General features: G+C 38.7%; 23 protein-coding genes and 1 riboswitch. Of the genes, 16 read left to right on the top strand and 7 right to left on the bottom strand.

The window, feature by feature from the left end:
• Nucleotides 1-33: 33 nt before the first annotated feature.
• A complete protein-coding gene (gene blaOXA / locus SB775_RS10235; RefSeq protein ID WP_410861515.1) occupies nt 34-825 on the bottom strand; it encodes a class D beta-lactamase in 792 nt (263 codons plus the stop codon).
• A 225-nt stretch (nt 826-1,050) separates the two neighbouring features.
• Between blaOXA and SB775_RS10230 the strand changes: the two genes are divergently transcribed.
• The 4 genes from SB775_RS10230 (at nt 1,051) to SB775_RS10215 (ending at nt 3,479) form a co-directional block, all read left to right on the top strand.
• Nucleotides 1,051-1,698: an alpha/beta hydrolase gene (locus SB775_RS10230; RefSeq protein ID WP_410861514.1), complete on the top strand. Its 648-nt coding sequence runs from the start codon at nt 1,051-1,053 to the stop codon at nt 1,696-1,698.
• 134 nt (nt 1,699-1,832) lie between these two features.
• Nucleotides 1,833-2,258 (top strand): iron chaperone, encoded by a 426-nt coding sequence (locus SB775_RS10225; protein ID WP_410861513.1) that lies wholly within the window; start codon nt 1,833-1,835, stop codon nt 2,256-2,258.
• 61 nt (nt 2,259-2,319) lie between these two features.
• Entirely contained in the window at nt 2,320-2,811 is a 492-nt protein-coding gene (locus SB775_RS10220; protein ID WP_317778255.1) for a PTS sugar transporter subunit IIA, read from the top strand.
• Nucleotides 2,812-3,062: 251 nt separating this feature from the next.
• On the top strand, nt 3,063-3,479 hold the full coding sequence (locus SB775_RS10215) for a VOC family protein (RefSeq protein ID WP_089362993.1): 417 nt from the start codon (nt 3,063-3,065) through the stop codon (nt 3,477-3,479).
• Between the two features lie 347 nt (nt 3,480-3,826).
• Here the strand turns inward: SB775_RS10215 and SB775_RS10210 are convergent, their stop codons facing one another.
• Nucleotides 3,827-4,342 carry a GNAT family N-acetyltransferase gene (locus SB775_RS10210; protein WP_410861512.1) on the bottom strand — a complete coding sequence of 172 codons (516 nt, stop codon included), beginning with the start codon at nt 4,340-4,342 and terminating at the stop codon, nt 3,827-3,829.
• Nucleotides 4,343-4,381: 39 nt separating this feature from the next.
• Nucleotides 4,382-5,161, bottom strand: coding sequence for a VOC family protein (locus tag SB775_RS10205; RefSeq protein WP_410861511.1), 780 nt, complete (start codon nt 5,159-5,161; stop codon nt 4,382-4,384).
• Between the two features lie 188 nt (nt 5,162-5,349).
• Between SB775_RS10205 and SB775_RS10200 the strand changes: the two genes are divergently transcribed.
• From SB775_RS10200 to SB775_RS10190, 3 genes are all read left to right on the top strand, one after another.
• Nucleotides 5,350-5,787 (top strand): ATP-dependent metallopeptidase FtsH/Yme1/Tma family protein, encoded by a 438-nt coding sequence (locus SB775_RS10200; protein ID WP_410861510.1) that lies wholly within the window; start codon nt 5,350-5,352, stop codon nt 5,785-5,787.
• 219 nt (nt 5,788-6,006) lie between these two features.
• Nucleotides 6,007-6,085: riboswitch (ZMP/ZTP riboswitch) on the top strand.
• A gap of 142 nt (nt 6,086-6,227) precedes the next feature.
• On the top strand, nt 6,228-7,427 hold the full coding sequence (locus SB775_RS10195) for a phosphoglycerate dehydrogenase (protein WP_089362989.1): 1,200 nt from the start codon (nt 6,228-6,230) through the stop codon (nt 7,425-7,427).
• A 293-nt stretch (nt 7,428-7,720) separates the two neighbouring features.
• A complete protein-coding gene (locus tag SB775_RS10190; RefSeq protein ID WP_410861509.1) occupies nt 7,721-8,623 on the top strand; it encodes a DUF4405 domain-containing protein in 903 nt (300 codons plus the stop codon).
• 457 nt (nt 8,624-9,080) lie between these two features.
• Here the strand turns inward: SB775_RS10190 and SB775_RS10185 are convergent, their stop codons facing one another.
• On the bottom strand, nt 9,081-9,551 hold the full coding sequence (locus SB775_RS10185; protein WP_061464763.1) for a FixH family protein: 471 nt from the start codon (nt 9,549-9,551) through the stop codon (nt 9,081-9,083).
• Between the two features lie 27 nt (nt 9,552-9,578).
• Nucleotides 9,579-10,922 carry a PepSY-associated TM helix domain-containing protein gene (locus SB775_RS10180; protein ID WP_410861508.1) on the bottom strand — a complete coding sequence of 448 codons (1,344 nt, stop codon included), beginning with the start codon at nt 10,920-10,922 and terminating at the stop codon, nt 9,579-9,581.
• A 378-nt stretch (nt 10,923-11,300) separates the two neighbouring features.
• Here SB775_RS10180 and SB775_RS10175 point away from each other — a divergent pair, with 378 nt between their 5' ends.
• The 9 genes from SB775_RS10175 (at nt 11,301) to SB775_RS10135 (ending at nt 20,846) form a co-directional block, all read left to right on the top strand.
• On the top strand, nt 11,301-12,359 hold the full coding sequence (locus SB775_RS10175; RefSeq protein WP_410861507.1) for a M4 family metallopeptidase: 1,059 nt from the start codon (nt 11,301-11,303) through the stop codon (nt 12,357-12,359).
• A gap of 32 nt (nt 12,360-12,391) precedes the next feature.
• Nucleotides 12,392-12,709: a protealysin inhibitor emfourin gene (locus SB775_RS10170; protein WP_061464759.1), complete on the top strand. Its 318-nt coding sequence runs from the start codon at nt 12,392-12,394 to the stop codon at nt 12,707-12,709.
• A gap of 343 nt (nt 12,710-13,052) precedes the next feature.
• Nucleotides 13,053-14,159 (top strand): DNA sulfur modification protein DndB, encoded by a 1,107-nt coding sequence (locus SB775_RS10165; RefSeq protein WP_410861506.1) that lies wholly within the window; start codon nt 13,053-13,055, stop codon nt 14,157-14,159.
• Complete coding sequence (locus SB775_RS10160) at nt 14,146-15,177, top strand: DNA sulfur modification protein DndB (protein WP_410861505.1); 1,032 nt, start codon at nt 14,146-14,148, stop codon at nt 15,175-15,177. Before SB775_RS10165 ends, SB775_RS10160 begins: the two co-directional genes overlap by 14 nt.
• 154 nt (nt 15,178-15,331) lie before the next feature.
• Nucleotides 15,332-15,889 carry a competence protein ComK gene (locus tag SB775_RS10155; RefSeq protein WP_061464751.1) on the top strand — a complete coding sequence of 186 codons (558 nt, stop codon included), beginning with the start codon at nt 15,332-15,334 and terminating at the stop codon, nt 15,887-15,889.
• Between the two features lie 393 nt (nt 15,890-16,282).
• Nucleotides 16,283-18,031 carry a LytS/YhcK type 5TM receptor domain-containing protein gene (locus tag SB775_RS10150; protein ID WP_410861584.1) on the top strand — a complete coding sequence of 583 codons (1,749 nt, stop codon included), beginning with the start codon at nt 16,283-16,285 and terminating at the stop codon, nt 18,029-18,031.
• Nucleotides 18,032-18,035: 4 nt separating this feature from the next.
• Nucleotides 18,036-18,767, top strand: a complete 732-nt coding sequence (locus tag SB775_RS10145; protein ID WP_410861504.1) for a LytR/AlgR family response regulator transcription factor — start codon at nt 18,036-18,038, stop codon at nt 18,765-18,767.
• Between the two features lie 150 nt (nt 18,768-18,917).
• Nucleotides 18,918-20,369, top strand: a complete 1,452-nt coding sequence (locus tag SB775_RS10140) for a carbon starvation CstA family protein (RefSeq protein WP_061464749.1) — start codon at nt 18,918-18,920, stop codon at nt 20,367-20,369.
• Nucleotides 20,370-20,576: 207 nt separating this feature from the next.
• Nucleotides 20,577-20,846, top strand: a complete 270-nt coding sequence (locus tag SB775_RS10135; protein WP_089362980.1) for an excalibur calcium-binding domain-containing protein — start codon at nt 20,577-20,579, stop codon at nt 20,844-20,846.
• 482 nt (nt 20,847-21,328) lie between these two features.
• Here the strand turns inward: SB775_RS10135 and SB775_RS10130 are convergent, their stop codons facing one another.
• Nucleotides 21,329-22,144: a hypothetical protein gene (locus tag SB775_RS10130; RefSeq protein ID WP_410861503.1), complete on the bottom strand. Its 816-nt coding sequence runs from the start codon at nt 22,142-22,144 to the stop codon at nt 21,329-21,331.
• A 425-nt stretch (nt 22,145-22,569) separates the two neighbouring features.
• The gene (locus tag SB775_RS10125; protein ID WP_410861502.1) at nt 22,570-23,340 is read right to left on the bottom strand and encodes a DUF1835 domain-containing protein; all 771 of its coding nucleotides are present in this window, start codon (nt 23,338-23,340) and stop codon (nt 22,570-22,572) included.
• Nucleotides 23,341-23,470 lie beyond the last annotated feature (130 nt).

Raw genomic sequence — 23,470 nt, 5'->3', positions numbered from 1 at the left:
ACGCATGCCCAAGTTTGAGGCATGCGTGAACTATTATTCTTTTATGATATCCAGGTCTTTCAGGACATCCAGTGTAATCGCCTTGGCTTTGCTGCCGCTAGCGTCCGTGTTCGTTGCGAAAGCCCATTTCCCTTTGTCCGTTTCAATGTAACCCACATACCAGCCCAATCCCATATCGGAAAGGCGTGTACCTGTTTTTCCATGGAGGATATATGAGTCTGCTTCTTCGTTAATCATGATTCTCTTTACGGTTCTCATATGTTGCTTATCGATAGGCAGTGTTTCCTCTACAAGGTTTTCGATGAATTGTACTTGTTCCCGGGCAGATATTTTTATGCTGCTGTCCAGCCAGAAATGATCGATTCCACCGGATATATCGCGATTGCCGTAGTCGATCAGGTTTATATATTGCTGCATTTTTTCAGCCCCTATGTCGCGGGCCATTTCTTGATAATACCAGATCACTGAATGCCTCATGCCTGAAGCCAGAGTATGATCCCTGTTCCAATCTTCAAATTCCCTGATTACACCATCCCATCGCTTCACTTCATATTCATCGCTCACCGCTTTTGTCTGTAAGCCAATTAATGCATTCGCGACTTTAAATGTCGATTCTGGAGTGTAGCGTACGTTACTTCTCTGTTTGTTATAGATATATACTTTATCATTTTTTAAGTTTTGGATGACCGTCGTGCCTTCCACACCAGCGAAAGATTCCCCGATATGCAGTTCTTTCACCTTTTGATCGTTTGCACTTGCATCAATCGTGCTCATAGAACCAGTGACTAGCAGGACAAGAATGAAACATAACGTTTTAATTTTCATTACACACTCTCCTTTAAGGCATGGATTGATCGATCATATGAAATACAGGTCTTCATCATTTCCATAAAATAGGTTAATAGTTAAAGTATACATATTTCCGGTTAGAAACAAAACCTTATTTGGGGATTCAGTAAATGTACAAAACTAGATCATATCAATCAAGGAGGATTGCAGCGGGTAGCTAATGAATATATATAGCAAACGATTCAATGGGGGGAGTCTATCATGAAGGTTAATCAAAGAAAAATAAATAATAATGAGAAAGAAGTTTCATACACACATATTGAAAATGGAAGTCGGGCCGTTTGTTTTATGTTTTCAGGTGCGGGTTACACGTATGAGAAGCCGTTATTTTATTATTCGACAATGCTCATGCTTCAAAATCAGTTTGATGTCGTGCATATTCATTACTCTTACGACCAGGATATATTCAAGCATCCTTTGGTGGATATCACAAAAGTGATCGTTAATGATATGAATCCCGTCCTTACTGAAATACTTCAAAATAATGAATATCAAGAAACTGTGTTTCTGGGCAAATCACTTGGCACCATTCCGATCATCAACGGAATTATGAAAAGTGAGCGGTTCATGAATTCCAAAATGATTTTGCTTACGCCGCTATTGAAGTTCGATTCTATTGTTGAAGGGCTATTGAGCAGCAATCATTCAGTACATATAGTAATAGGAGAAAAAGATCATCATTATATTCCAGGTAAAATTCAAATGATAGAAAATAAAACGAATATAAGCATGGATCAAGTCCCTAATGCTAATCATTCTTTGGATATTGAACCTTTGCATGCTTCAAGGTCGATTACGATGCTAGAAGATGTAATGAAAAGAATAGAAGAGTTCTTAAAGATAGGATAGAACTAACGAACTTGAGCGGATAGCCAGTTATGTTGAATCTGAATGCATGGTTTTGATCATTCATTAAGCCTGCAATCAACTCACGGGTGCCCGGCCTTAGCAGGGAGTTCTTTTTTAAAGAGTGAAGGGGGATAATGATAACTAATCATGAATTTATGAAAGGAGAAATCATGGAGGGAACCCATAGATTTAATTCAATTGATGAGTACATTATACAATTTCCCGAAGAAGTTCAGGAGATACTAAAAACGATAAGAACAGTCATAAAGAATGCAGCACCGGATGCAGAAGAAAAGATAAGCTATCAAATGCCTACTTTTGCTTTATACGGAAATCTGGTACATTTCGCTGCCTATAAGAAACATATAGGACTTTATCCAACTTCAAGCGCGATCTCTGCTTTTGAATATGCTTTATCCGATTATAAACGTTCAAAAGGGGCCGTTCAGTTTCCACTGAACAAGCCAATTCCTTATGAATTAATAACCGAAATCGTTACATTTAGAGTGGAAGAGAATAAAAAGAAGAAAGCGGAAGGGAAATTGAAAAAGAAAAAATAACAAAAACTATTATCTATGTAACATTGTGAGATTCAAAAAGATAGAGAAGGGTGGAAATAGTATGTTCAAAAAATTATTCGGTAAAAAAGAAAATGTGGAACATCTGCTTGCTCCTATAAATGGACAAGTTATAAATATTGAAAATGTTCCCGATCCAGTGTTTTCCGGGAAGTTAATGGGGGATGGAATAGCGATTCTTCCTGAGGAGGGGGTGGTTGTATCTCCTATTGATGCAGAAGTGATCCAGGTTTTTCCTACCAAACATGCTTTAGGCCTCCGCACAAAGCATGGCATAGAATTGTTAATTCATATAGGTTTAGATACAGTTAACCTTAAAGGTGAGGGATTTGAAGTCCATGTCGCAGAAGGGAAAAGTGTAAAAGCAGGAGACAGGCTTGTTACATTTGATATAGAATTTCTAAAATCCAAAGTTCCCAGTATCATAACTCCGATTATTATCATGAATGGCGAGCTAGTTGAAAAACTGGAAAAAACAAATATCAGCCAAGCAAATAGTAACGAAACAACGATTATGAGTGTTCATTTGAAGTAAGGTAATAGGTGCCTAATGTAGAATCGGATTCTTTTGAGAATGATAAGGCATTAAACCCCGGTTCATTCATTGATTCTACAAGTTTAGCCGGCGGAGTCATTAGCCCCATGGGTGTTTACGGTCGGCGATGGTTCTTGAATTGGTTTTGCTATGCATACATCCATTCTTTTTTTGTTGCGGGCAGGATTATCGGAAAATGGAGCGAATAGTAGGTGAATGAACATAAAATAAATCAAGTGAGGGTGAATTTGATGGGAGTTCAAGCAGAGAAGATCTTTGTAAACTTGCCTGTTAAAGATTTGGATGCCTCAATAGAATTTTTCACGAAGGTGGGCTTTAAGTTTAACGAGCAAATGACCAATGAAAATGCAACATGCATGGTTATCAGTGAGTCTATATATGTCATGTTATTGGTTGAAGATTACTTTAAAACGTTTACCAAGAAGGAAATCCCGGATCCAGCAGCAAGTACGGAAGCCATCGTGGCCCTATCGGTTAAAAGTAAGGAAGATGTGGATGAGGTCGTGAATAGGGCACTCGATGCTGGCGGAAAGCCTTTTAATGAAGCCATCGATCATGGGTTCATGTACGGGTGGAGTTTTCTGGATATCGATGGGCATTCTTGGGAAGTTTTTTACATGGATGAAAGCGGATTTAATCAAAATTAAATCAAACGCAAGGCACACTCCTCACTTAAGGGCTGTGTCTTTTTTTGAAGTCAACATGAATGCCTGTTAGAAATAGGAACCCGGTAGTTGGAGTGTAAAACATCACATTTAACAAGTAAGACAAAGCAGGGGAAGGTGAGAAGAACTGAAGTTCCCAACAAAAATCGGCACTGATATGAAGGATAACAATATAAAAACCCTTCCCACATAGAAGGGTTTTCCAGTTTATGGACGCAAAACTTTGAACTATTATTCTATCGGTTTAATTCGAGAAGGATGACATAGAAAACTGCTAGAAATAAAAGGACCCTTCGCATCCAGCAGCATTCATCTTAAATGAAGTTTAATCATAACAATACAGGGCTAATATCTTTCCACTCATAAACCAATAGATTTAATTCAGCATCAGACATTTTGATTTTTTCGGTTTTAAGCAATTCAGCACCAAAAGCCTCATAGAAAAATCGAGAGTTATTATCTTCAAGCACCTCAACAAAAATTGTATGGAAGCCCAGTTTTTTAAATATAAAAAATAATTCTTTGATGAGTTTCTTTCCTATTCCCATTCTTTGAAAATCTTCGAGGATATATATCGCAGTTAGATCACCCGAATCTTCAACTTCATTCGTTTCCCTTTTTCCTCCGCTTATAAATCCGACTATTTTTCCCTCGTTATTTTCTGCTACATAAACCTGGTTTCCATCTTTAGATATATTCTCTATCCATACGTCTTTCCTTTTCCCATAAGACAGTTTATCTAAAAAATCACTTGGCATTATATTTTTATATGTGGTACGCCAGCAATCGACATGGACTATTGCTATACCTTCAGCATCAGCAACGTTTGCCTTTCTTATTAACAAATTGATTTCCCCCTTTACAGGTTAAATGAAAAACGCGGTTCAAATAGGTAAATTCAAATTTTTCACCATTGACGCACTGAATTCGGGAGTATGTTCCATATAAAAAGGATAACTATCACTAAGTATAAATAGTTTCTTAGAGTCATCTAAAAAAGTGTGATCCATTTGTTTTGTCAGTTCATCAATAAACCTTTTATCGGGTGTACCGAACGTCACCGCCATTTTTGGCGGTAAGGCCTTCATGGCAATAGGGATCCAAGGCCTTTGTTTTGAAACCACTATTGCATGTGCTGTTCCGCTAATTACGAAATTAAATATATCTTGATCTTGTTCCGTTTTCATACCAAGGTTACTTTTCAGCCAATCGCGTAAGCTTGGTACCGAATCAACAGGGAAGCCAATCTCTCTTAAATAAAGTGTTCTTAACATTCCGGATGCCTTCAGTTCATCTTCATTTACATAATCATGGGCAATGATTTCGAGAAGGTGGCCATCTCCATCACGAAAATATAGATTTTTTCTTCCGTTCGTTTCGTCGATATACTGACCATGTTCTTGTCTTAGGACCAATAATCCGGATTGTTGGATAAATGATGCCGCTTCATCAAATTGAGAATATGGGACTTGAAATGCAAAGTGTGCTGGAGAAATGGGCTCAAACGCTTCTTTAAAACTCAAAGTAGTAAAGGGCGTCAGCTGAAACTGAATGAACTCTTTAGATTCTGATAGAATGGGGAGCTGCAGGCGGTTAGCGTAGCATTGCTTTACACCTTCAATAGATACTGTCAGTAATTCTAAATCTGCGAAATGAGTAATCAAAATTTTCACCCCTTATCTTCAAGTTTGCTATACCTCCATTTTTTACTAATATTATCCATTTTGCAACTAACCTGCCCGAGTCCAAGAAATCAACAGGGCCTTCTTTTTAAATGAACATGGAATAATTGTTAATGATTACTATTATATGATACTATTGACCTAGTTTGTTTCGTGGGGGAAGGTGTAGGATGAAGCGGATTTTCCGTAATAAAATATTTTATTTACTAATCTTCTTGGTTACCTTGGGGATTGTGTTTATTTTTAATAATGACAATGAACCGACTGAGGAATTAACTGAAGATGAATTTTTCACAACTTTAGAGGATGGCAAAGTAACATATGTGGAGTTGGAGCCCCAAAAAAGAGTTTTTGAAATAAGCGGGCGGCTGAAAGGTTATGAAAAGGATCAATATTTTATCGCCACTGTCCCAAATAGTGAAATTTCGATGAATAGAATGAATGACGCTGCAGAAGAACATGATATAGAAAAAATTGTGGTCATGCCACAAGACACAGAGACAAGCGCATGGGTAAATTTTTTTACAACGTCCATCTCGGTCATGATCATTTTCACTCTATTTTCCGTTATTTTACTATTGGTCAAAAGAATGAACCATTCTAAATGATGAAAAAACTTGCTTTTCCAATTGGATGGTTTGAAATGAAAGGGAAATCATTAGAGGAAATTGAAGAATACTGGCGTGAGCATGATTTAGCAAAGGCTATTAAACCTGCTTAAGTTGGCCATTCGCAAGCGGTCATGCTGAGTGTTGACTTCTTCCATATAAAACCTTTAAATTGATATTGAAATTTGCTGAATAATTTGATAGAATAAAATCAATCAAAAGACTATGTGCAACTGGCGAAACACGGATAACCGTGAGGGAACACATAGTGTCGTAGCCGTTCGCCTGGGCAGAGGTAAGGGATTTTATCCCTTGCCTCTTTCTGTTTACTAACAGAGGATAGTGAAGTTTTAAAGAATGCAGATTTTCATGGGCAAAAAATATTGTCAATATTTCGAAATTTGAAAAAAAACTATCATAACCAAAAGGGGACAAACAAGATGAGCACAATTCTTTTAGAAAAAGTGAAAACGATCAAAACATTAAATAATATTGCTGAAAGCGGACTAAATGTATTTAATAAAGGCGAATTTACGGTCGACAATGACAGTGAAAACCCTGATGCGATCGTTGTACGCAGCTTTAACATGCATACAACGGAATTCGGAGATCAATTAAAAGCAATCGCAAGGGCAGGGGCGGGAGTCAATAATATTCCGGTCGACAAATGTACCGAACAAGGAATCGTTGTTTTTAATACACCTGGTGCTAACGCTAACGCTGTAAAAGAAATGGTACTGACATCATTAATGGCTTCATCTCGTAACCTTTTTGCCGGTGTGGCATGGACAAAGACATTAGAAGGCGAAGGAGAACAAATTCCGAAGCTTGTAGAAGCAGGAAAGAAACAATTCGTTGGAAAAGAAATCAAGGGAAAAACTCTGGGTGTAATAGGCTTAGGTGCGATCGGTGCGCTTGTGGCGAATGATGCCCTGGATTTAGACATGGATGTAATTGGATTTGACCCGTTCATCTCTGTCGATACAGCTTGGAATTTATCTCGCAATGTACAGCGCGCCATGACGATTGAAGAATTGTTTGCAGAATCTGATTACATTACTGTACATGTTCCATTAACGGATGACACAAGAGGGATGTTTAACCAAGAAACATTTGGCATCATGAAACCAGGCGTTCATATTTTGAACTTCTCACGCGGTGAGCTAGTGAATGAAAATGATATGGAAGCTGCACTTGAAAGCGGGAAAGTTGGCAAGTTCATTACAGACTTCCCGAATGAAAACGTGCTGAAAATGAAAAATGTCGTTCCAATTCCGCATCTTGGTGCCTCTACGCAAGAATCAGAGGAAAACTGTGCCATCATGGCAGCACGTCAGGTGAAAGGATTTTTAGAAACAGGGAACATCAAGAACTCAGTGAATTTCCCAAATACTTCCCTTCCTTTTACAGGAAATCGTCGTGTGGCAACATTCCATGAAAACGTTCCGAACATGGTTGGGCAAATCACACTGGCTGTATCAGGCTTTAATTTGAACATCGCTGACATGGTTAACAGAAGCCGTGGGGGATATGCGTATACGATCATCGACATTGACGGTGAAGTAAACGGCGATATCATTCCTAGCTTGGAAGAAAAAATCAAACAAATCGAAGGCATCGTTACAACCCGTATTATTTAATTGGAACAGGAAGAAAGCATGAAGGAACGCCCTGATGCTTTCTTGCCCAAATGATAAATAGCAATGCAAGCCTCAATTCCTTTAAGGAGTTGAGGCTTTTTAATTTGCATGGGTTTAGCGTTATAAAGGAATTGTTGGTAAGTTCATTGTCTTCAAGATGCAATTCCTCCAGTTAATTCTCCTTAAACTCCCTTAATAAAAAATTAAGAAAAACTATTCATAATAAGTTTCACCAATATGAATAGGGAGTTAGTTAAAAAAATTCAAGGACAAACTACTTAGGAGGATAAGATATGAAAAAGCTGATGTTCGTGAAGCTTGGATTAGATATTTTAATGGCCGTTACGTTCGTATTATTTTTCAATAAACGAGTATTAGGAGGATTAACGTTTCATGAAATTGCCGGGTTAGTAATTGCCGTATTATTTTTCATCCATGTATTGCTCAATTGGCGATGGGTAAAAAAAGTCACGGTTAAATTGTTTGACCTTAATTTACCTCTTAAAACAAAATTTGGTTATTTTTTAAACGTAATGTTATTAATTACAATGACCTTTATTATGATCAGTGGTATTTTTATTTCAAGAGTTGTATTCCCAAATATCAACGTTGGTAATGAACAATGGTTTAAAATTTCTCATATATCCATTTCGTTTTTAGTGCTTATTTTAGTTGCAGCTCATATTGGATTACATTGGAAATGGGTAATGAATGTTTTTAAAAATATGATGAAGTTCAGAACCCCCAAACCATTCATAGGGATTTTAGCAAGAGCAGCAACAATTGCTTTATTAGTGTTTGGGGGCTATCAAATGTACTCAACAAATTTCATCATGCAGCTGCAAGGAGTTGCGAACGTGTTTAATTTTTCTTCCTCACAAATGCCAGAAGGCGGCTTCGAAAGGGGAGAAAAACCGAACTTTCAAGGGGATTTCAAAAGGGGAGAAAGACCAAATCCTCCGGAAGGCGGCTTCGAAGCGGGAGAAGGCCAATTTGAAAAACCAATGTCAGAAGGCAGCCTAAGAGGGGAAAAAGGCCAATTCGAGAATTCGAACGCTTTAGGTGTTATCATATCGTATTTTGGCATTATGTCTGTATTTATAATTATCATTTATTATATGGAAAAATTTATAATGAGAAATAAAAGTAAAAAGAAAAAAACTAACTCCAGTAATGGGGATTTAACGAGTGTATAAAAAGTAACTCTATAATGGGGATATTGGTTGAACCAGTATGTTCCCTTGATTTTTTAAATAGGCTTTGGAAAGGTGTATTTTACTTCTTGCTAATCCAGCTAGGTTTAGGGAGAAGTGAAATTTTTTCCTTTTTCTCAGGCAGGTTGAAACAAAGCGAAAGGTAATAACCAAGAAAAGCAGTATCCCCCAAAATTCTGACGATGCTTTTGATGTAGTATATTCGATGTTAAAAAGACTCCAACAGGAAGCAATTGCTCGGTATTGCCTTCATTCCAAAATCCATTAATCGCAATAGGTATACCATTCTCTCCAATCCATAAAATATTGGTTATTTATTAAAATAACAAAAATAAAAACTAAAATTCTTACCCTATTATTATCATTACCAACAAAAACGGGGTAGCAAATATCCATAGAAAATCCGGTCTTCAAATGAAAACCGGATTTTCGAAAAGATTTAATGATGGTGTTCATGACTTTCCTCTTGTTTATGCATACCTTTTTGCATGATTTTTAAATCACTTTTAGAAAGTTTTCCTACGATAAACTGTTTTTGAGGCATAATTATTGAACCATCGTTACTAGCATGTACTTTTATATAGTATAGACCATCACTATCAAAGTTTTTACTTAAACTATAAGTACCGTTTCCCTCTGCCTCAGCTTGTTCCATACTATATTTGAGAGATCCATCTTGTTTCCATATCTCAAAGTGAACAAAATCTGCGCTTCTAACCCTTTTACCACCTTGAGTAAGAACAACCTTTATCGTCTCCTGTTTATTAGCAGTAAAGGATTCTGGTATGATTATTTCTGATTCAAGAGGCGTCTCTTCTTTGTATTGATTAGCGGCATCCTTTTCAAGTGAACATGCACTTAGCAATAGGATGAAAATAAAGATTAAAAAAATACATATATTTTTTTTCACGGCAAAAGCCACCCTTTACATTTCGAATTATGCATTCATAACCTTCTTAACTGCAGATCTTCTTTTAATAATTAACCAGTCAATTAGCCACACAACAATAAGCGACAAACCAACCAAAGGAAACAAAATTCCTAGACCTATTAACAGAATTAGAAAGGATTTCATGTTCTTTATATGAGGAGCTTTTGGTGCACCTAATCCTTTTTTCGGCTTTCGCTTCCACCATAAATAAAAACCACTAACGGCAACAAGAATTATTCCTAAACAAATAAGAAGGCTGCTTATTTGATTAATCAAACCAAATTGGGTCCCTTTGTGCAATGTAATTCCCCATGCAACTATTTTTCCTATTAAACCGTAATGATCATAACGATAATCAGCTAGAACTGCACCGGAATATTGGTCGATATGCATAGTTGCTTCATCTTGTGCTTTCGGTGGAAAAGCTGATAATGTATAAACGCCATCTGTTTCATTTGGAATATTTATGCTATAACTTGGATGCATACCCTCACGATTCGCAATTGTAACTACATCATCAATGGACAGTGGGATAAAACCTTGAATACCTGAGATAGGTACATCTAAATTTTCTGCTGCCCAAGGAACATCTGCAATATCTTTTGTTTTAATTGAGGATGTTGGAGCACTTCCCGACCATATAGATGGAGGATACCCAGATCCAGAATTGGTAGCTAACGATTGAAAATTACTTCCCCAAAAACCTGACCAAGGCAATCCTGTCATAATTAAAAATAGCATACCTGCAGTTATCCAAAAGGCAGGTACTGCATGTAAATCTCTTCTGAAAATATTTTTTCCTTTATTTAATCTTGGAAAAAGTACACCAGAAAGACCTTGCTTCTTTTTTGGATACCATAAATAAAGACCGGAGACAATTAACACAACTGCCCAGCACGCAGCTAACTCTACAATTCTATCACCTAAGGTGCCAGCCATTAGTTCACCATGAATTTCCTCGATTTTATCCATGATTCTGTCTTCATCATTTAACTCTCCAATAGATTTACCAGTATACGGATCCATGAAAATCGTAAGAGACTCATTATTAGAAGTAATGCCTACTTCACTTGAACGAGAGGCACTTTCTCCGGGATGATATTTTGTCACCACTGCATCAGGGTAAAGTTTCTTCACTTGCTCAATCTGCTGGGATGCTGGTATTTTATCTTCTTGCGGAGTAACCTCGTTGAAGTCTTGATAAAGTACTTGTTCAATTTGTGGCTTAAATAAATAGATTGAGCCAGTGACTGCTAGAATAATAAGTAAGGGTGCGAAAATAATTCCAGCATAGAAATGCCATCTCCATACTGTTCTATACAGAGAAGTGTTTGGTTGTTTAGTTTCCATTTATTCAGGACCTCCGAGTCGTACTATTAATTTCACTATATAGATGATAAAAGAAAAATGTGAGAAAAATATGAAATTTATTAAAAAATTGGAAGTTTGTATTTGTTAAAGATGAATGGGCATATCGACTAAGAAGAATAACTGTAACTAAGGAGTGAATTTGCCGAGAAAGAGTTTGCAAGTAGAAGAGTGGAAGAAATGGAGGAAAATGGGGGTAGTCCGGCGAAAGTAATCTATAGAAATGTGTTGAATATAGGAAAAGCATCAAACACTTGTTGAACGGATAAGTACCATGAAGGATGTTGAGGACAGACGCGTTGGCATTATTGTATAACGAAAATGTAATGGATCGAAAAAAAACATGAAGGAGTGTTGAATATGCACAAAAGAGATTGTTCCAAAAAGTGTCAGTGTTTCATCGTACCTAACTATATTCTTGAGAATTTGGCACAAAATGATGTGGAAGAAGCACGGGTCAGTTTAGCGAAAAGCCGTCATATGCGCAGGCGCAGAATCTTGAAGGAATATGATATTGATGGTGTTGTCGCTTTAACTGATGCAGGAGCTGGTCCTCGTGGAGAATCTGCCCGTCATGTTTATGATTGCAAGGGAGGAACGAAACTCCGGGAGAATGAGGCCAGGAAAGAAGGGGATCGATCAAATGCAGACCCAGTAGTTAACGCTGCATATGATTATAGCGGAGTTGTGCGTGACTATTTCAAGGATGTCTTGCATCGTAATTCAATTGATAACAAAGGCCTTGATCTCATTCTGAACGTTCATTATGGGAATAAATTCACGAATGCCTATTGGGACGGGGATGAAATGGTATTTGGTGACGGCGATGGGGTCATCTTTAGCAATTTTGCCAATTCACTCGATGTTATTGGACACGAACTTACACATGGGGTTACGCAGTTCACAAGTGGATTGGAGTATGATGGTCAGTCTGGGGCCTTGAATGAACATCTTTCGGATGCGTTTGGAATTGCCATAAAACAATTTCATTTAAAGCAAACAGCGGGAGATGCAGATTGGCTAATTGGTGCTGATATAATGGGACCATCACTGAAAGGACAGGCGCTCCGTTCGATGAAAGCACCAGGTACTGCATTTGACAATAAGTTAATGGGGAAAGATTTGCAGCCTGATCACATGAGGAACTTCTATAAAGGAGATCGGGATAATCATGGTGTCCATATAAATAGCGGCATACCAAACAAGGCCTTTTATCTAGTATCGATGGAGATCGGAACGGACAAAGCGGCTTTGATCTGGTTCAATGCGATGCAGAATTTATTTGCAACGGCAAATTTCAATCAATTCGTACAGATTGTCATCAAGTCAGCGCAAAAACTAGTTGATAGTGGAGAAGTTCCGAAAACGGCTGTAGGGACAATTGAAAATGCTTTTAAAGCGGTTGGACTGCCTGAGTAGTCATAATCCATGAATAGGAGGCTTCATTTAACATGCATATCCAATTTAGCTGCATAGGGGGATTTGCCAACCTCGACTTGAACTTTAAGATAGACACAGATGAATTGCCAGAGGGAAAAAATGAGGAATTACTGAATTTATTGAAGACAGCTGACCTTCCTAATGCCCACCTAAGTAAAATGGCTGGAGCCAAAGCCCAAGGAGCGGACTCGTTTTCATACAAGCTGGATATAGCCGATGAAAAGCAGAAACAGTCCTTCTCATTTACTGACACAACAGCCCCGGAGGAAATACGGCCCTTATTGGATTACTTACGTAACTTAGCCATTGAAATAAAGATGGCAGAATAGATTAACTTTAATCAAATTTAGAAGAAAAAAGTCTATCATTCAGATAGACTTTTTTTACGTGTTCTTAAAACTTCACAAAAATGTCATTTCATTTCACTTTTTACATGGATTTTGGCAGTTTGTTCTTTAAATGGACACAAAATAACAAGGAAATATCGATATAGAGTAGCAGATTTGAAAAGGAAATTGGAAAGTATAGCTCTTTAATGAGAGCTTGTAAAGAGTTAGCCAGTCAAACAGGTAATTGAGTCACAATAGGGAACGAATTTTGATAGAGGAACAAACAGAGCGGTTTTACAAAAAATGCATAAAATAGGATAATGGTCACAGAGAGGTGAAGTGAATGACATATCAAGAAATGAAAGTGACGATACCCGGAAATAGCTGTACCCAATTCGGGAAGAGCATATTGATCTCGCAAATCCAATTCTCCACATTGGAGGCAATATTCGAAGTCGATGAGGCGGTTCAAAGAAAGCTTGATCTCAATAGAAGGACTGAAATCAGGGAGTTCATCATCGCTTCTGTATCGGAAGGGGACTTTTACTTTTCCCCGTTCATCTTCTCGAGCAGGGGAGCGATCAAGGAAGTGAACGATGGCGGAGAACTGCCGCCAGGAAGCAAAATATACATACTTGATGGTCAGCACAGGACCTATGCCCTAATTTCAGCCATCAGTCACTTAAGGGCGCGGAAGGAAGCGGAAGAAGAAATCGGTAACTTTAAGCAAGCGGAAAAGCTTCAAAATCAAATTGATAAGTTAAAGACCTACCCCGTCACCATTCAAATCTATTTAAATCTGGAAACGCATGAAGAAAGACAGCTATTCAATGATATTAATACGAAGCGAAAAGAGCCGCATATAGGATTGGTGATGAAGTACGATCAGCGGGATGAATATGCAGAACTGACACGGGACATTGCCAGGATATTAGAAAGTGAGATGGAGATAGAAGCCACCCTTTCGAGGATAACCGTGAACTGTACGGCGTTGACTTCGCTGACGATCATGAGGCGCTGCCTTATCGCTTTATTTGAAGGAAACGTCTCCGTGAAAACGGGCAAAGCCAATTATGGTGATGTAACCAAAGACGAAATCATCTGCATCGCAACCGCATTTTTCGAATCATGGCTGGAAATCTTTCCGAAGAAGATGGCAGACCGGAAAACATTCACATCCGGCTATTCCGGCATTCAAATAGCCCTTGCCCTAACAATCCACCAACTTCACAAACATCATGAAATCCCCTATGAAGAAGCAATCGATCACATGCTGCCATTGAAAGAAGCCTGCACATGGAAGCATGAGGATCCCTTGTTTTCACACATCTACGATCCCTTTAAAAAAAGAGTCAAAAACCATTCGACTACAAACGCCATCCAGAAAACGGCTCTCGTGTTCAAACGAAAAATAGAACAGGAAGGAGGATGGCTGCATGATTCTAGGTGAATTGGACCGGAAAAGAAGGAAAATGGTTTCCTACTCAATCATGGAACTGGTCCACATGTATCGCAATGGACAAATCGCCACTAGGGAAATCAACCAGCTGCGGGTCCGGTCGATCAAGAATTATCTGTTGGACAATGCTTTAACGAAAAATATCTATCTGCCACCACTCGTAGCCAACAGCAGGGAAGGAACCATCCTTAATGGAGAAGCGTTCGAACTATCGATCATCGATGGAACCCAACGAATTGCGGCCTTTGCACAATTGGAGGACAGTATCCTTAAAGCGTTAAAGAAGGATGAAGAAAAAGTGAAACAAGCTTACGAACTGGATTCACTCATGAAGGAAAGCTCGATTGCCATCCAAGTATTTGAAGGGCTTACACAAGCGGAAGAATCCCAGCTCTATCTGGATCTCAATCTAAAAGGCAAGAAAGTGGCCCTTTCCAAACGGATTTCATTCGACTCGCGAAACAACCTCAACGTCATTACCAATCAGGTGCTTCAAACTCATCAATCGTTAAAAACAGCCGGTGTCGAACTTGAAAAGCGTTCCATCAATCGACCAGGCAATAAAAACCTGCTATCGCTATCGCAATTGAGGCAGGTCATCGGCATCTTCATGACTGGGAAGGTACACGTAAACATCGAAGAGAAAGTTTCATCAAGTCCGCTTTCTAACAGTGAATACATCACACTCATTCATTTATATCTTAATGAACTATTCGACATATACCCGGCCGAACAGATGGGAGACTACACAAAATGCATGCTTGCCAGCTACCCTCTTTTCGTTGCCGTTGCGCTTTATGCCAATGACAATATGGAAAACCAGCATATCGAACAAAGACAACAGCTGATTTCCACGAGAATGTCAAAATTGAAAGAGGTGGACTGGAGCCCTGCCAATCCCATTTGGAAGGAGTTTAAAGGAACGTACAAAGGACGGCCGCCATTATTTCACCTAAGCAAAGATAAAAACAATATCGAAGAGCTGGTGCGTTGGCTGTATAGCTGTTGAGGAGGTGAGGAAAATGTGATTTTGAAAACAGTAAAAAACCCCTAGGTGAGTACGTCCGGTCAGACAATCACCTAAGGGCTTGCGAGCAGGAGTATACCTGCCTCTTTACCAGTATACTCCTAAAAAATGAATAGTGAAATGGGGAGTGAATGGAATGATGATACGAAAAAACTATTTATTGAATATGGAAACGGTGGGAATGATGGAGCGTTACGATTCAAATGGTGTCGAGATGACGACGGTAGTGGAGGGAGAGAACACATTCCATGTTGCACAACCGCGCCAGGAAATCCTGAATAACACGCTAAACCACTTTGGCTTGGATCTGGATGGCGGTCTTGCAGCAGCCAAATCCGTACTTGGCGGTAAATACAGGCTGCCCGTCTGCATAAATGCCCAGCTGGGAATGGTCTGGTTCTCCTCCCGCTCATTCCGGAAAAGAGGAGGGGTCTGGTTTTCCTACATTCACATTAGTGACCTCGAGGAAATGAACGAAAAAGAAACATTGGTCCACACAGACTATGGCCATTGCCTTCCTGTATCCTTAAGCAAAAATCAGCTTGCCTTCAAAAGGGACCAAGCATCCTATCTGCATACGACCTTCCATGGACGCTCTTTGGGCAAAAAAACCTTTTATTACGAGCCGGGAAGCGGAATCACCTTTTGCAAAGAACCTGGGGAGGTTCATTACAGGGTGAAAGGGAAGGGATAATAATTGTGATATAAGAGCATGGTTTCTTCTGAAATCATGCTTTTAAATGTGTCTACTACGATCAAACAGAAGGAACTCTTCCGTCAGCATAATGCAAATATTGGATCATTTCCTTTTTGTTTTGAACGGATTCTTTAAGGTTTCAATGTCTTCTCAGTTGATAGATTAAAGTCTTTCTTCAAGGGCATCAACATGTTATCATCCTTTTGACGATCTTAGCTTCATTCTAACTTGAACTTTTTATATATTGTTATAAAAATCACCCTGAATTCCAAGGTACATGTGAAAAGAGATGTGGAGAACAAATGCATCCAGAGTATAATAAAGAAGTGCATTGCGCAGAGTACAAGCTACCTGACAATAGAGTTATATAGAGTTATTGGGGGTGACATCATCTTTGAATTATTGATCATCATGACAGAGCGACTCGGTATTATCGTGACGATCGCTTTTATCGTGACACGTTTTCGCTTTTTTCGGCAAATGTTAAATGAAGATAATTTAAATAGAAAACAGCGTGTTAAGGCGATCCTGTTTTTTGGTGTATTTGGCATTATAGGCACCTATACAGGTCTAACAATAAACTTTGATTCACTTGAAACGGGTCGATGGGTCAATACGGTCGGGGAAGATGAAGCCATTGCCAATTCTCGTGTCATCGGTGTCGTTCTTGCCGGTTTATTCGGCGGCTGGCCCATTGGATTGGGGGCCGGTTTGGTGGCGGGTATCCACAGATTTATGTTAGGTGGATTCACGGCGTTAGCATGCGGGTTTGCAACAATCGTGGCGGGGCTGCTTGCTGGACTTTTCTTCAAAATAAATAAGCATGTCAAGCTTTTGACTGCTTTCATGATTGGGGCAGCGGCAGAGTCGATTCAGATGATCATTATCGTTCTAATGTCCAAGCCATTCGATAAGGCACTCTCCATTGTAGAGCATATTGGCATTCCGATGATCATTGCAAACGGCTTAGGCAGTGCTTTATTTTTATTAATCATAAAAAGTGTCGTAAACGAAGAGGAAAAGGCAGCCGCCCTGCAGGCACAGAAATCGTTGAGAATTGCGAGGAAAACACTCGGTTATATGCGCCAAGGAATGAATGAACAGTCTGCGACAGCCGTATGCAGGATTTTATTCGAAGAAGTGAAGGCAAGTGCGATTGCCATTACCAATGAAACGAAAATCCTCGCCCATATCGGGTTAGGGGGCGACCATCACTCTCCGGGGCGTCCGCTGCAGACAGAGATTACACGCCAAGTGATTGAAGGTGGGGACTTAATTGTTGTAGGTAAGCGGGATATTCATTGCCAAGTATCAAATTGTCCGCTTCAAGCTGTAATTATAGGGCCACTTAAACAAGGGAACAAGACAGTCGGTACATTAAAATTATATTTCCGTAATGAAAAAGAAATTAATAATGTAGATATAGAGCTAATGTCAGGACTTAGCATGCTGCTTAGTTATCAATTGGAAGTGTCACAGCTTGATGAAGCACATGAACTGGCACGGGAGGCCGAAATTAGGGCCCTTCAAGCTCAAATCAATCCGCATTTCCTTTTCAATGCCTTGAATACTGTCATATCATTAACGAGAATTGATCAGAACAAAGCCAGGAAAATGCTGCTGAGTTTATCTCAGTATTTCAGACAGAACCTTGCAGGAACAACGAAGGAATGGACTACATTATCAGAAGAGATTCAGCATGTCCAGTCTTATGCGAATATTGAAAAAATGCGGTTCGTCGATAAATTGCAGATTACGTATAGCGTTGATGAAGAAGTGTTATCGGCCAAAATTCCCCCACTTACGCTGCAGCCATTAATCGAAAATGCCATACACCATGGATTTAAGAACAAAACGGAAGATTGCTTGATTACTGTTAAAGCAAAAAATGAATCTGCTTCACATGTTCGGATTGTCATCAAAGATAATGGTACCGGAATCGATCCTGAACAATTACCGAAGCTAGGTCATGAAATGATTGTATCGAAAAGCGGTACAGGCATAGCGCTTTATAATGTTAATAAACGTCTTACGATGATGTTGGGTCAGGACTCCGCTTTACATATAAAAAGTGAGCATGAAAAGGGAACGGAAATATCCTTTATGATTCCAAAGGGAATAATGGAAGAAAGCAGGTGAGAATATGAATGCAGCCATTCGAACACTGGTCATCGATGATGAACGCTATAGCCGGGAGGAATTGATTCATCTATTGAAGCAACATCCGTCCATTGACGTAATTGGTGAGGGGGAATCGGGAGAACAAGCAATCCTAAAGACGATGCAAATGCAGCCGGACGCGATCTTCATCGATGTTGAAATGCCGATCATGAATGGCATGGATGCAGCGAAGGCTTTACGCGAATTGAAAAATGTCCCGAAACTAGTTTTTGCAACCGCATATCCTCAGTTTGGAGTAGAGGCTTTTCGGTTGGATGCAGTAGACTATTTATTAAAGCCTTATGATGAAGATCAACTAGCAGAAACGATAAGGCGTCTTGAGAAATTGTGTCTTAAGCCAGAGGATAACAAGCCGGTCAAATCAGCAGGGAGGCTGGCAGTCGAGGTGGAGGGAGAAATTCTATACATCCATCCAAATGACATCATTTACATTTCACGCGAAGATAAAGTTTCGAAAATCGTTACGACAGAACAAGAATATGAAGTGAAAACGACGGTTAAAGAACTTGAAGAAAGGTTGAGGGAATTTCCATTTTTCCGGATCCATAAAAGCCACTTGGTGCATTTAGACTATGTAAAGCGTCTTACTCCATGGTTTAACGGTGCTTACCAGCTGGAGCTGAATGGACGCGATGAGTTGCTTCCCGTAAGCCGAAACTATGCGAAAGCTTTCCGAGCTACATTAGAACTATAAGTAAATGTGACTAATTTGCGAACTTTTTACATCTTAATTAGCAAAATGAACATCTTAACTTACTAAATCGACATGATACAAAGAATTCGCTCTTTTCTGTCTATTCCTCCTTTATACTACTTGTAAGCGATTACAAAGGAGGTTATATAGATGTATACATTTATAGCCGGAGTCATTCTATTAATACTCGGATATTTCACATATGGTAAATTCATCGAAAAAATGTTTGGAGTCAAATCGGAAAGGCCAACACCGGCTTATGCGAATCAGGATGGTGTCGATTACTTGCCTATGAGCACAAGTAAAAATTCATTGATTCAATTATTGAACATCGCAGGCGTTGGACCAATCTTCGGTCCGATCATGGGTGCCTTATACGGTCCTGTCGCCTTTATCTGGATCGTAATTGGCTGTATCTTTGCTGGAGCGGTTCACGATTATCTTACAGGGATGATTTCCATCAGGAATCGTGGAGCACATTTACCAGAACTTGCAGGAAAGTTCTTAGGAAAAGTGATGAAGCACGTCGTAAATGCATTTGCTATTCTATTATTGATTCTGGTGGGTACAGTGTTCGTCACGTCACCAGCAGCATTGCTTCATAACTTAATGAACGGAACGGTCAGCTTAACGCTGATCACGGTTGCGATTTTCCTATATTATATTTTAGCGACACTATTGCCGATCGATAAAATCATCGGTAGATTTTATCCAATTTTCGGTGCCTTACTTTTAATCAGTTCAGTTGGAGTGGGCGGAGCCTTAATTTTTCAACAAGCACCAATTCCAGAACTAACATTATCCAACTTACATCCTGACAATATTCCCATCTTCCCACTATTATTTCTAACGATCTCATGTGGAGCACTATCGGGCTTCCATGCGACGCAATCGCCAATCATCTCACGTACGACCCAAAATGAACAACAAGGCCGGAAAATTTTCTATGGAATGATGATTGCTGAAGGAATCATCGCCATGATCTGGGCCGCGGCTGCCATGAGCTTATTTGATGGACCAGTTGGTCTGAACGAACTTCTTGCAACAGGCGGAACTGGACTGATCGTAAGTGAAGCAGCAACAGTAACACTTGGAGCCATTGTCGGAACCATTGCAGTACTTGGTGTTATCGTCCTGCCAATCACTTCAGGAGACACCGCTTTCCGAAGTGCGCGAATGATCATTGCCGATTATGTTAAATTCCCGCAACTGAAAATGAGCAGCCGCCTAATCATCGCCGTCCCGCTGTTCATCATCTCAATTGCCCTAACACAAATCGACTTCAATATCCTATGGCGCTACTTCTCATGGGCCAACCAATCAACAGCTGTCATAGCCCTATTCGTTGGAGCCATGTACCTATATATCGCCAAGAAAAACTACTGGGTATCCTTACTGCCAGGAATATTCATGCTCTACACAGTACTTGTCTACATCCTAAACGCACAAATCGGATTCAGACTATCGATGGATATCTCCTATATCATAGGAGCCATCATTAGCGCCGCACTAGTCGCCACCTTCTTCGTAGCAGCCAAGAAGCAACGGGCAGCGAATATCCCGCTTGAAGTAGATATAGGGCATTATAAGAAACCAGCTTAAGGGAGAAGCCACCGGGGGATCGGTGGCTTTTTCGTTTGGTCTGGCGGATGATATAGCTATGAACTTTAAAGCTGATGGAATAGCATCTGAAGTGAACTAGTACATACATAAAAATATAAAAAAATATGGAAACATTGGTATTGTAAAAAGTGGAATGATACATTATGATTAGGGAAAAGTTAATATTTAGGAAAGGGTGTATATATTTTGAAAAAATTATTTGCTATTTTACTATCTTTTGGACTAGTTTTGGGTCTCTCGTTTGGCGCGAATGATGTTGCCGGTGCCAAAACAAAGGTGAAGACGTATAAAAACTGTACGGAATTGAATAAAGACTACAAAGGAGGAGTAGCTCGTACATCTTCCGTTAAAAATAAAGGAGGAAAAACGAAATACAAACCTCACGTTTCAAAGGCCCTATATGATGCCAATAAAAAAAGCGATCGTGACAAAGACTTGATCGCTTGTGAAAAATAAAGCTTATACAAAGAGACCTTTTAAAAGAAAGGTCTCTTTGTATTTAGATTGCTACTTTACATAAAAGGTGCAGCAGCCATCACTGGTGAAGAAATCGGCGTTACAGGCGGGATATAATATATAATTTTGTTACTCATAGTATTCCCCCTCCCCAGGGATCTTGTGGGCACCAGCGGTCTTTTTCAATGGAGAAGGTAGAGAAACATTTTATCCATACCGTTTCATTTTCGCAACGGTAATATTCATTTTTTTCTTGCGCTTCATTTTAAAGACTTAGACAAACCCTTCTATTATCTTCTTTTTAACAGAATAGCTACTATTAATGACACTTGTAGGAAAATTATAATTAAAAAAGACAACATATAATCACTATCTAAAGATGCATTATAGCTAAGTATAAAAAATAAAATTACTGATATTACTAGAATAAAAATAAAATTAATAATGATTTGCCTCATAGCCCCTCCCATTCTAACAACAGATCAATAAGACAGAGTTAATGCATATGACCTAGTATCTGTAGTTTGAGTTGGTGTAATAGATAAACCGGCCGGATAAACTGACACAGAAGGTGTACCAGAAATTCTTTTATGACCATATTCTATTTTTATGTTTATTTTACCATTTTTGGATGTGGGAACATATACGTATTGTCCAATATACCCTTTATGCTTAGTTTTACTAGTAGAAGCTTTTAAATCATATGAACCAGCCACACCAGCACTTGGTTCCCAATTACTTGGAGAATACTTGATTGCATAATCAATCCAACGTCCATTTCCTTGTTGATCTTGAGAATATCTGTGTTGGTGTTGTGTTACTTTTCCTCCACTAGTTGGCAGATACAGTCCTGAACTTGAAGGGAAACCAATAGTCATTTTATCAACTAAATTATATGAAGGTGTTTTTAACCATTGAAAGTTACCGTACATATAAAATTTATCTTCTTTTGAACGATCACTAGTTACTTTATATACAGTTCCACCTAGTTTTATAGTTGTTGCAGCGATAGTGGCAAAAATACTAACTTGCCCTGGTTTAATAGATTCTGGTTCTATATCCATAATTTCTGATCCAGAATCTATAAGTTGAGCCTCCTCTTCAATTAATTGTCTTGCAACTTCAACAGGTAACTCCTCGGCTTCTTCTGGAGTATTGCCAACTTCATTTACAAGATAATCTAACTCTTCTTGGGTTAGTATTTCTTCACTAACGTTTGTACCATTTTCCTCAGCAAATCCTATTGTTGTAAAACTAAAAGAAAATAAAAATACTGATACTATTGATAGGTATCTCACTTTTTCCTCCCCCTTTAATACTATTATTCTACCATTAAATAGTACTATTTCCTCATGTTTTTGTATAAATTTATTTAAATTTATAATTTAAATAAATTTTGTCGATTAATGGAAAATTCCGAATGACCATTAAATAATAAAAATCGTTTCGCAAATTGTTAACTAATAGTGAATTCTGTAGAAAAGAAAAAATAAAAAAAGTGATAAAGTTTAATCCTAAACTTTTATCACTTTTTTACCTTGTTTTGAGTATGTTCAGCTTGGCGAAATGTCCCTGCCTGCCAAATTTCGAAGTGCAAGGGGAAAGGGGTGAAGATTTTTTGAGTGTTTTTCTCAAAAAATACTACCCGAACCTTGCGTGGAGAAAAGCCTTCTAGGAGAAATAGAAGGTAATATTAGTCGAATATCCATTCATCTAAAAAACGTCAAGACCGTAGTTTTATGCTATAGAATCTCATTGCTATAGGGACACCCTCTATGTCAAAAGTACCGTTATTTATTAGATGCCTAACTCGGTATTCAATAAATTCGTCTCCTAAATATTGTTCTAGATGACCCATTACTTCACCTACTAATCTTGCACTTTTCATAAAATCCTTATGCTTTTGCTGGCTGTGTAATTTACTTGCCTTGTTGATGATGAATGGATCATAAAAATCTTCATCAACGCCATGCACTTCACCATTTTCCCAAATACGCAATACATTTTGTGCCTCAGCTAAAGCCTCCCATTCTCGATGGAATTTTCTTCTATCCTCGATGGCAATAGGGTTGTTCGTTTTATTTTTCTCGTAGATCGACTTCAGTTTTTCCGGAGGAATTCCACCGGTAGTAAGAGGGGAGTATACTCTATTCGAATCCTTGAATTGTTCATGATAGGCTTTAGTCGTATTAATTAAAATAATCTTATTTCGCTTATTTTTCAATAAATACAAAACATATCTAACTCCTGTTTGTTCATGGGAACTATCTCCTGCCCAAAGAAAGATGGTGGCTTCTTCGGGAACATGACAAACTTTATCCTTAGTTTTATTAAAATCTTTCCCATAGTCCATTTCATAGTAATCATCTTCTGATAAATACCGTGTTCTGAACCAATCTATCCTTTGTTTCACTCCAAATTCATCATGTAATTTCCAGATAGGTCCGACTGAAAAGATGTCTGAAAAACATATCACCTGCTCTTCATTTTCCATACCTATTTCTCTTAGACTCATTTTCAACGAACCAGAAGTTGATGTCCAAAAACAATGTGTAAAACTTCACTCTTATTTATCACAGCACTTGCACCAACTTTTTATAAAAAGTTTAACTTATATACGGTAA

It is taken from the genome of Peribacillus sp. SIMBA_075, assembly GCF_046534585.1.
The sequence above is the reverse complement of the archived record's forward strand: the minus strand, read 5'-3'. Positions and strand labels throughout refer to the sequence as shown.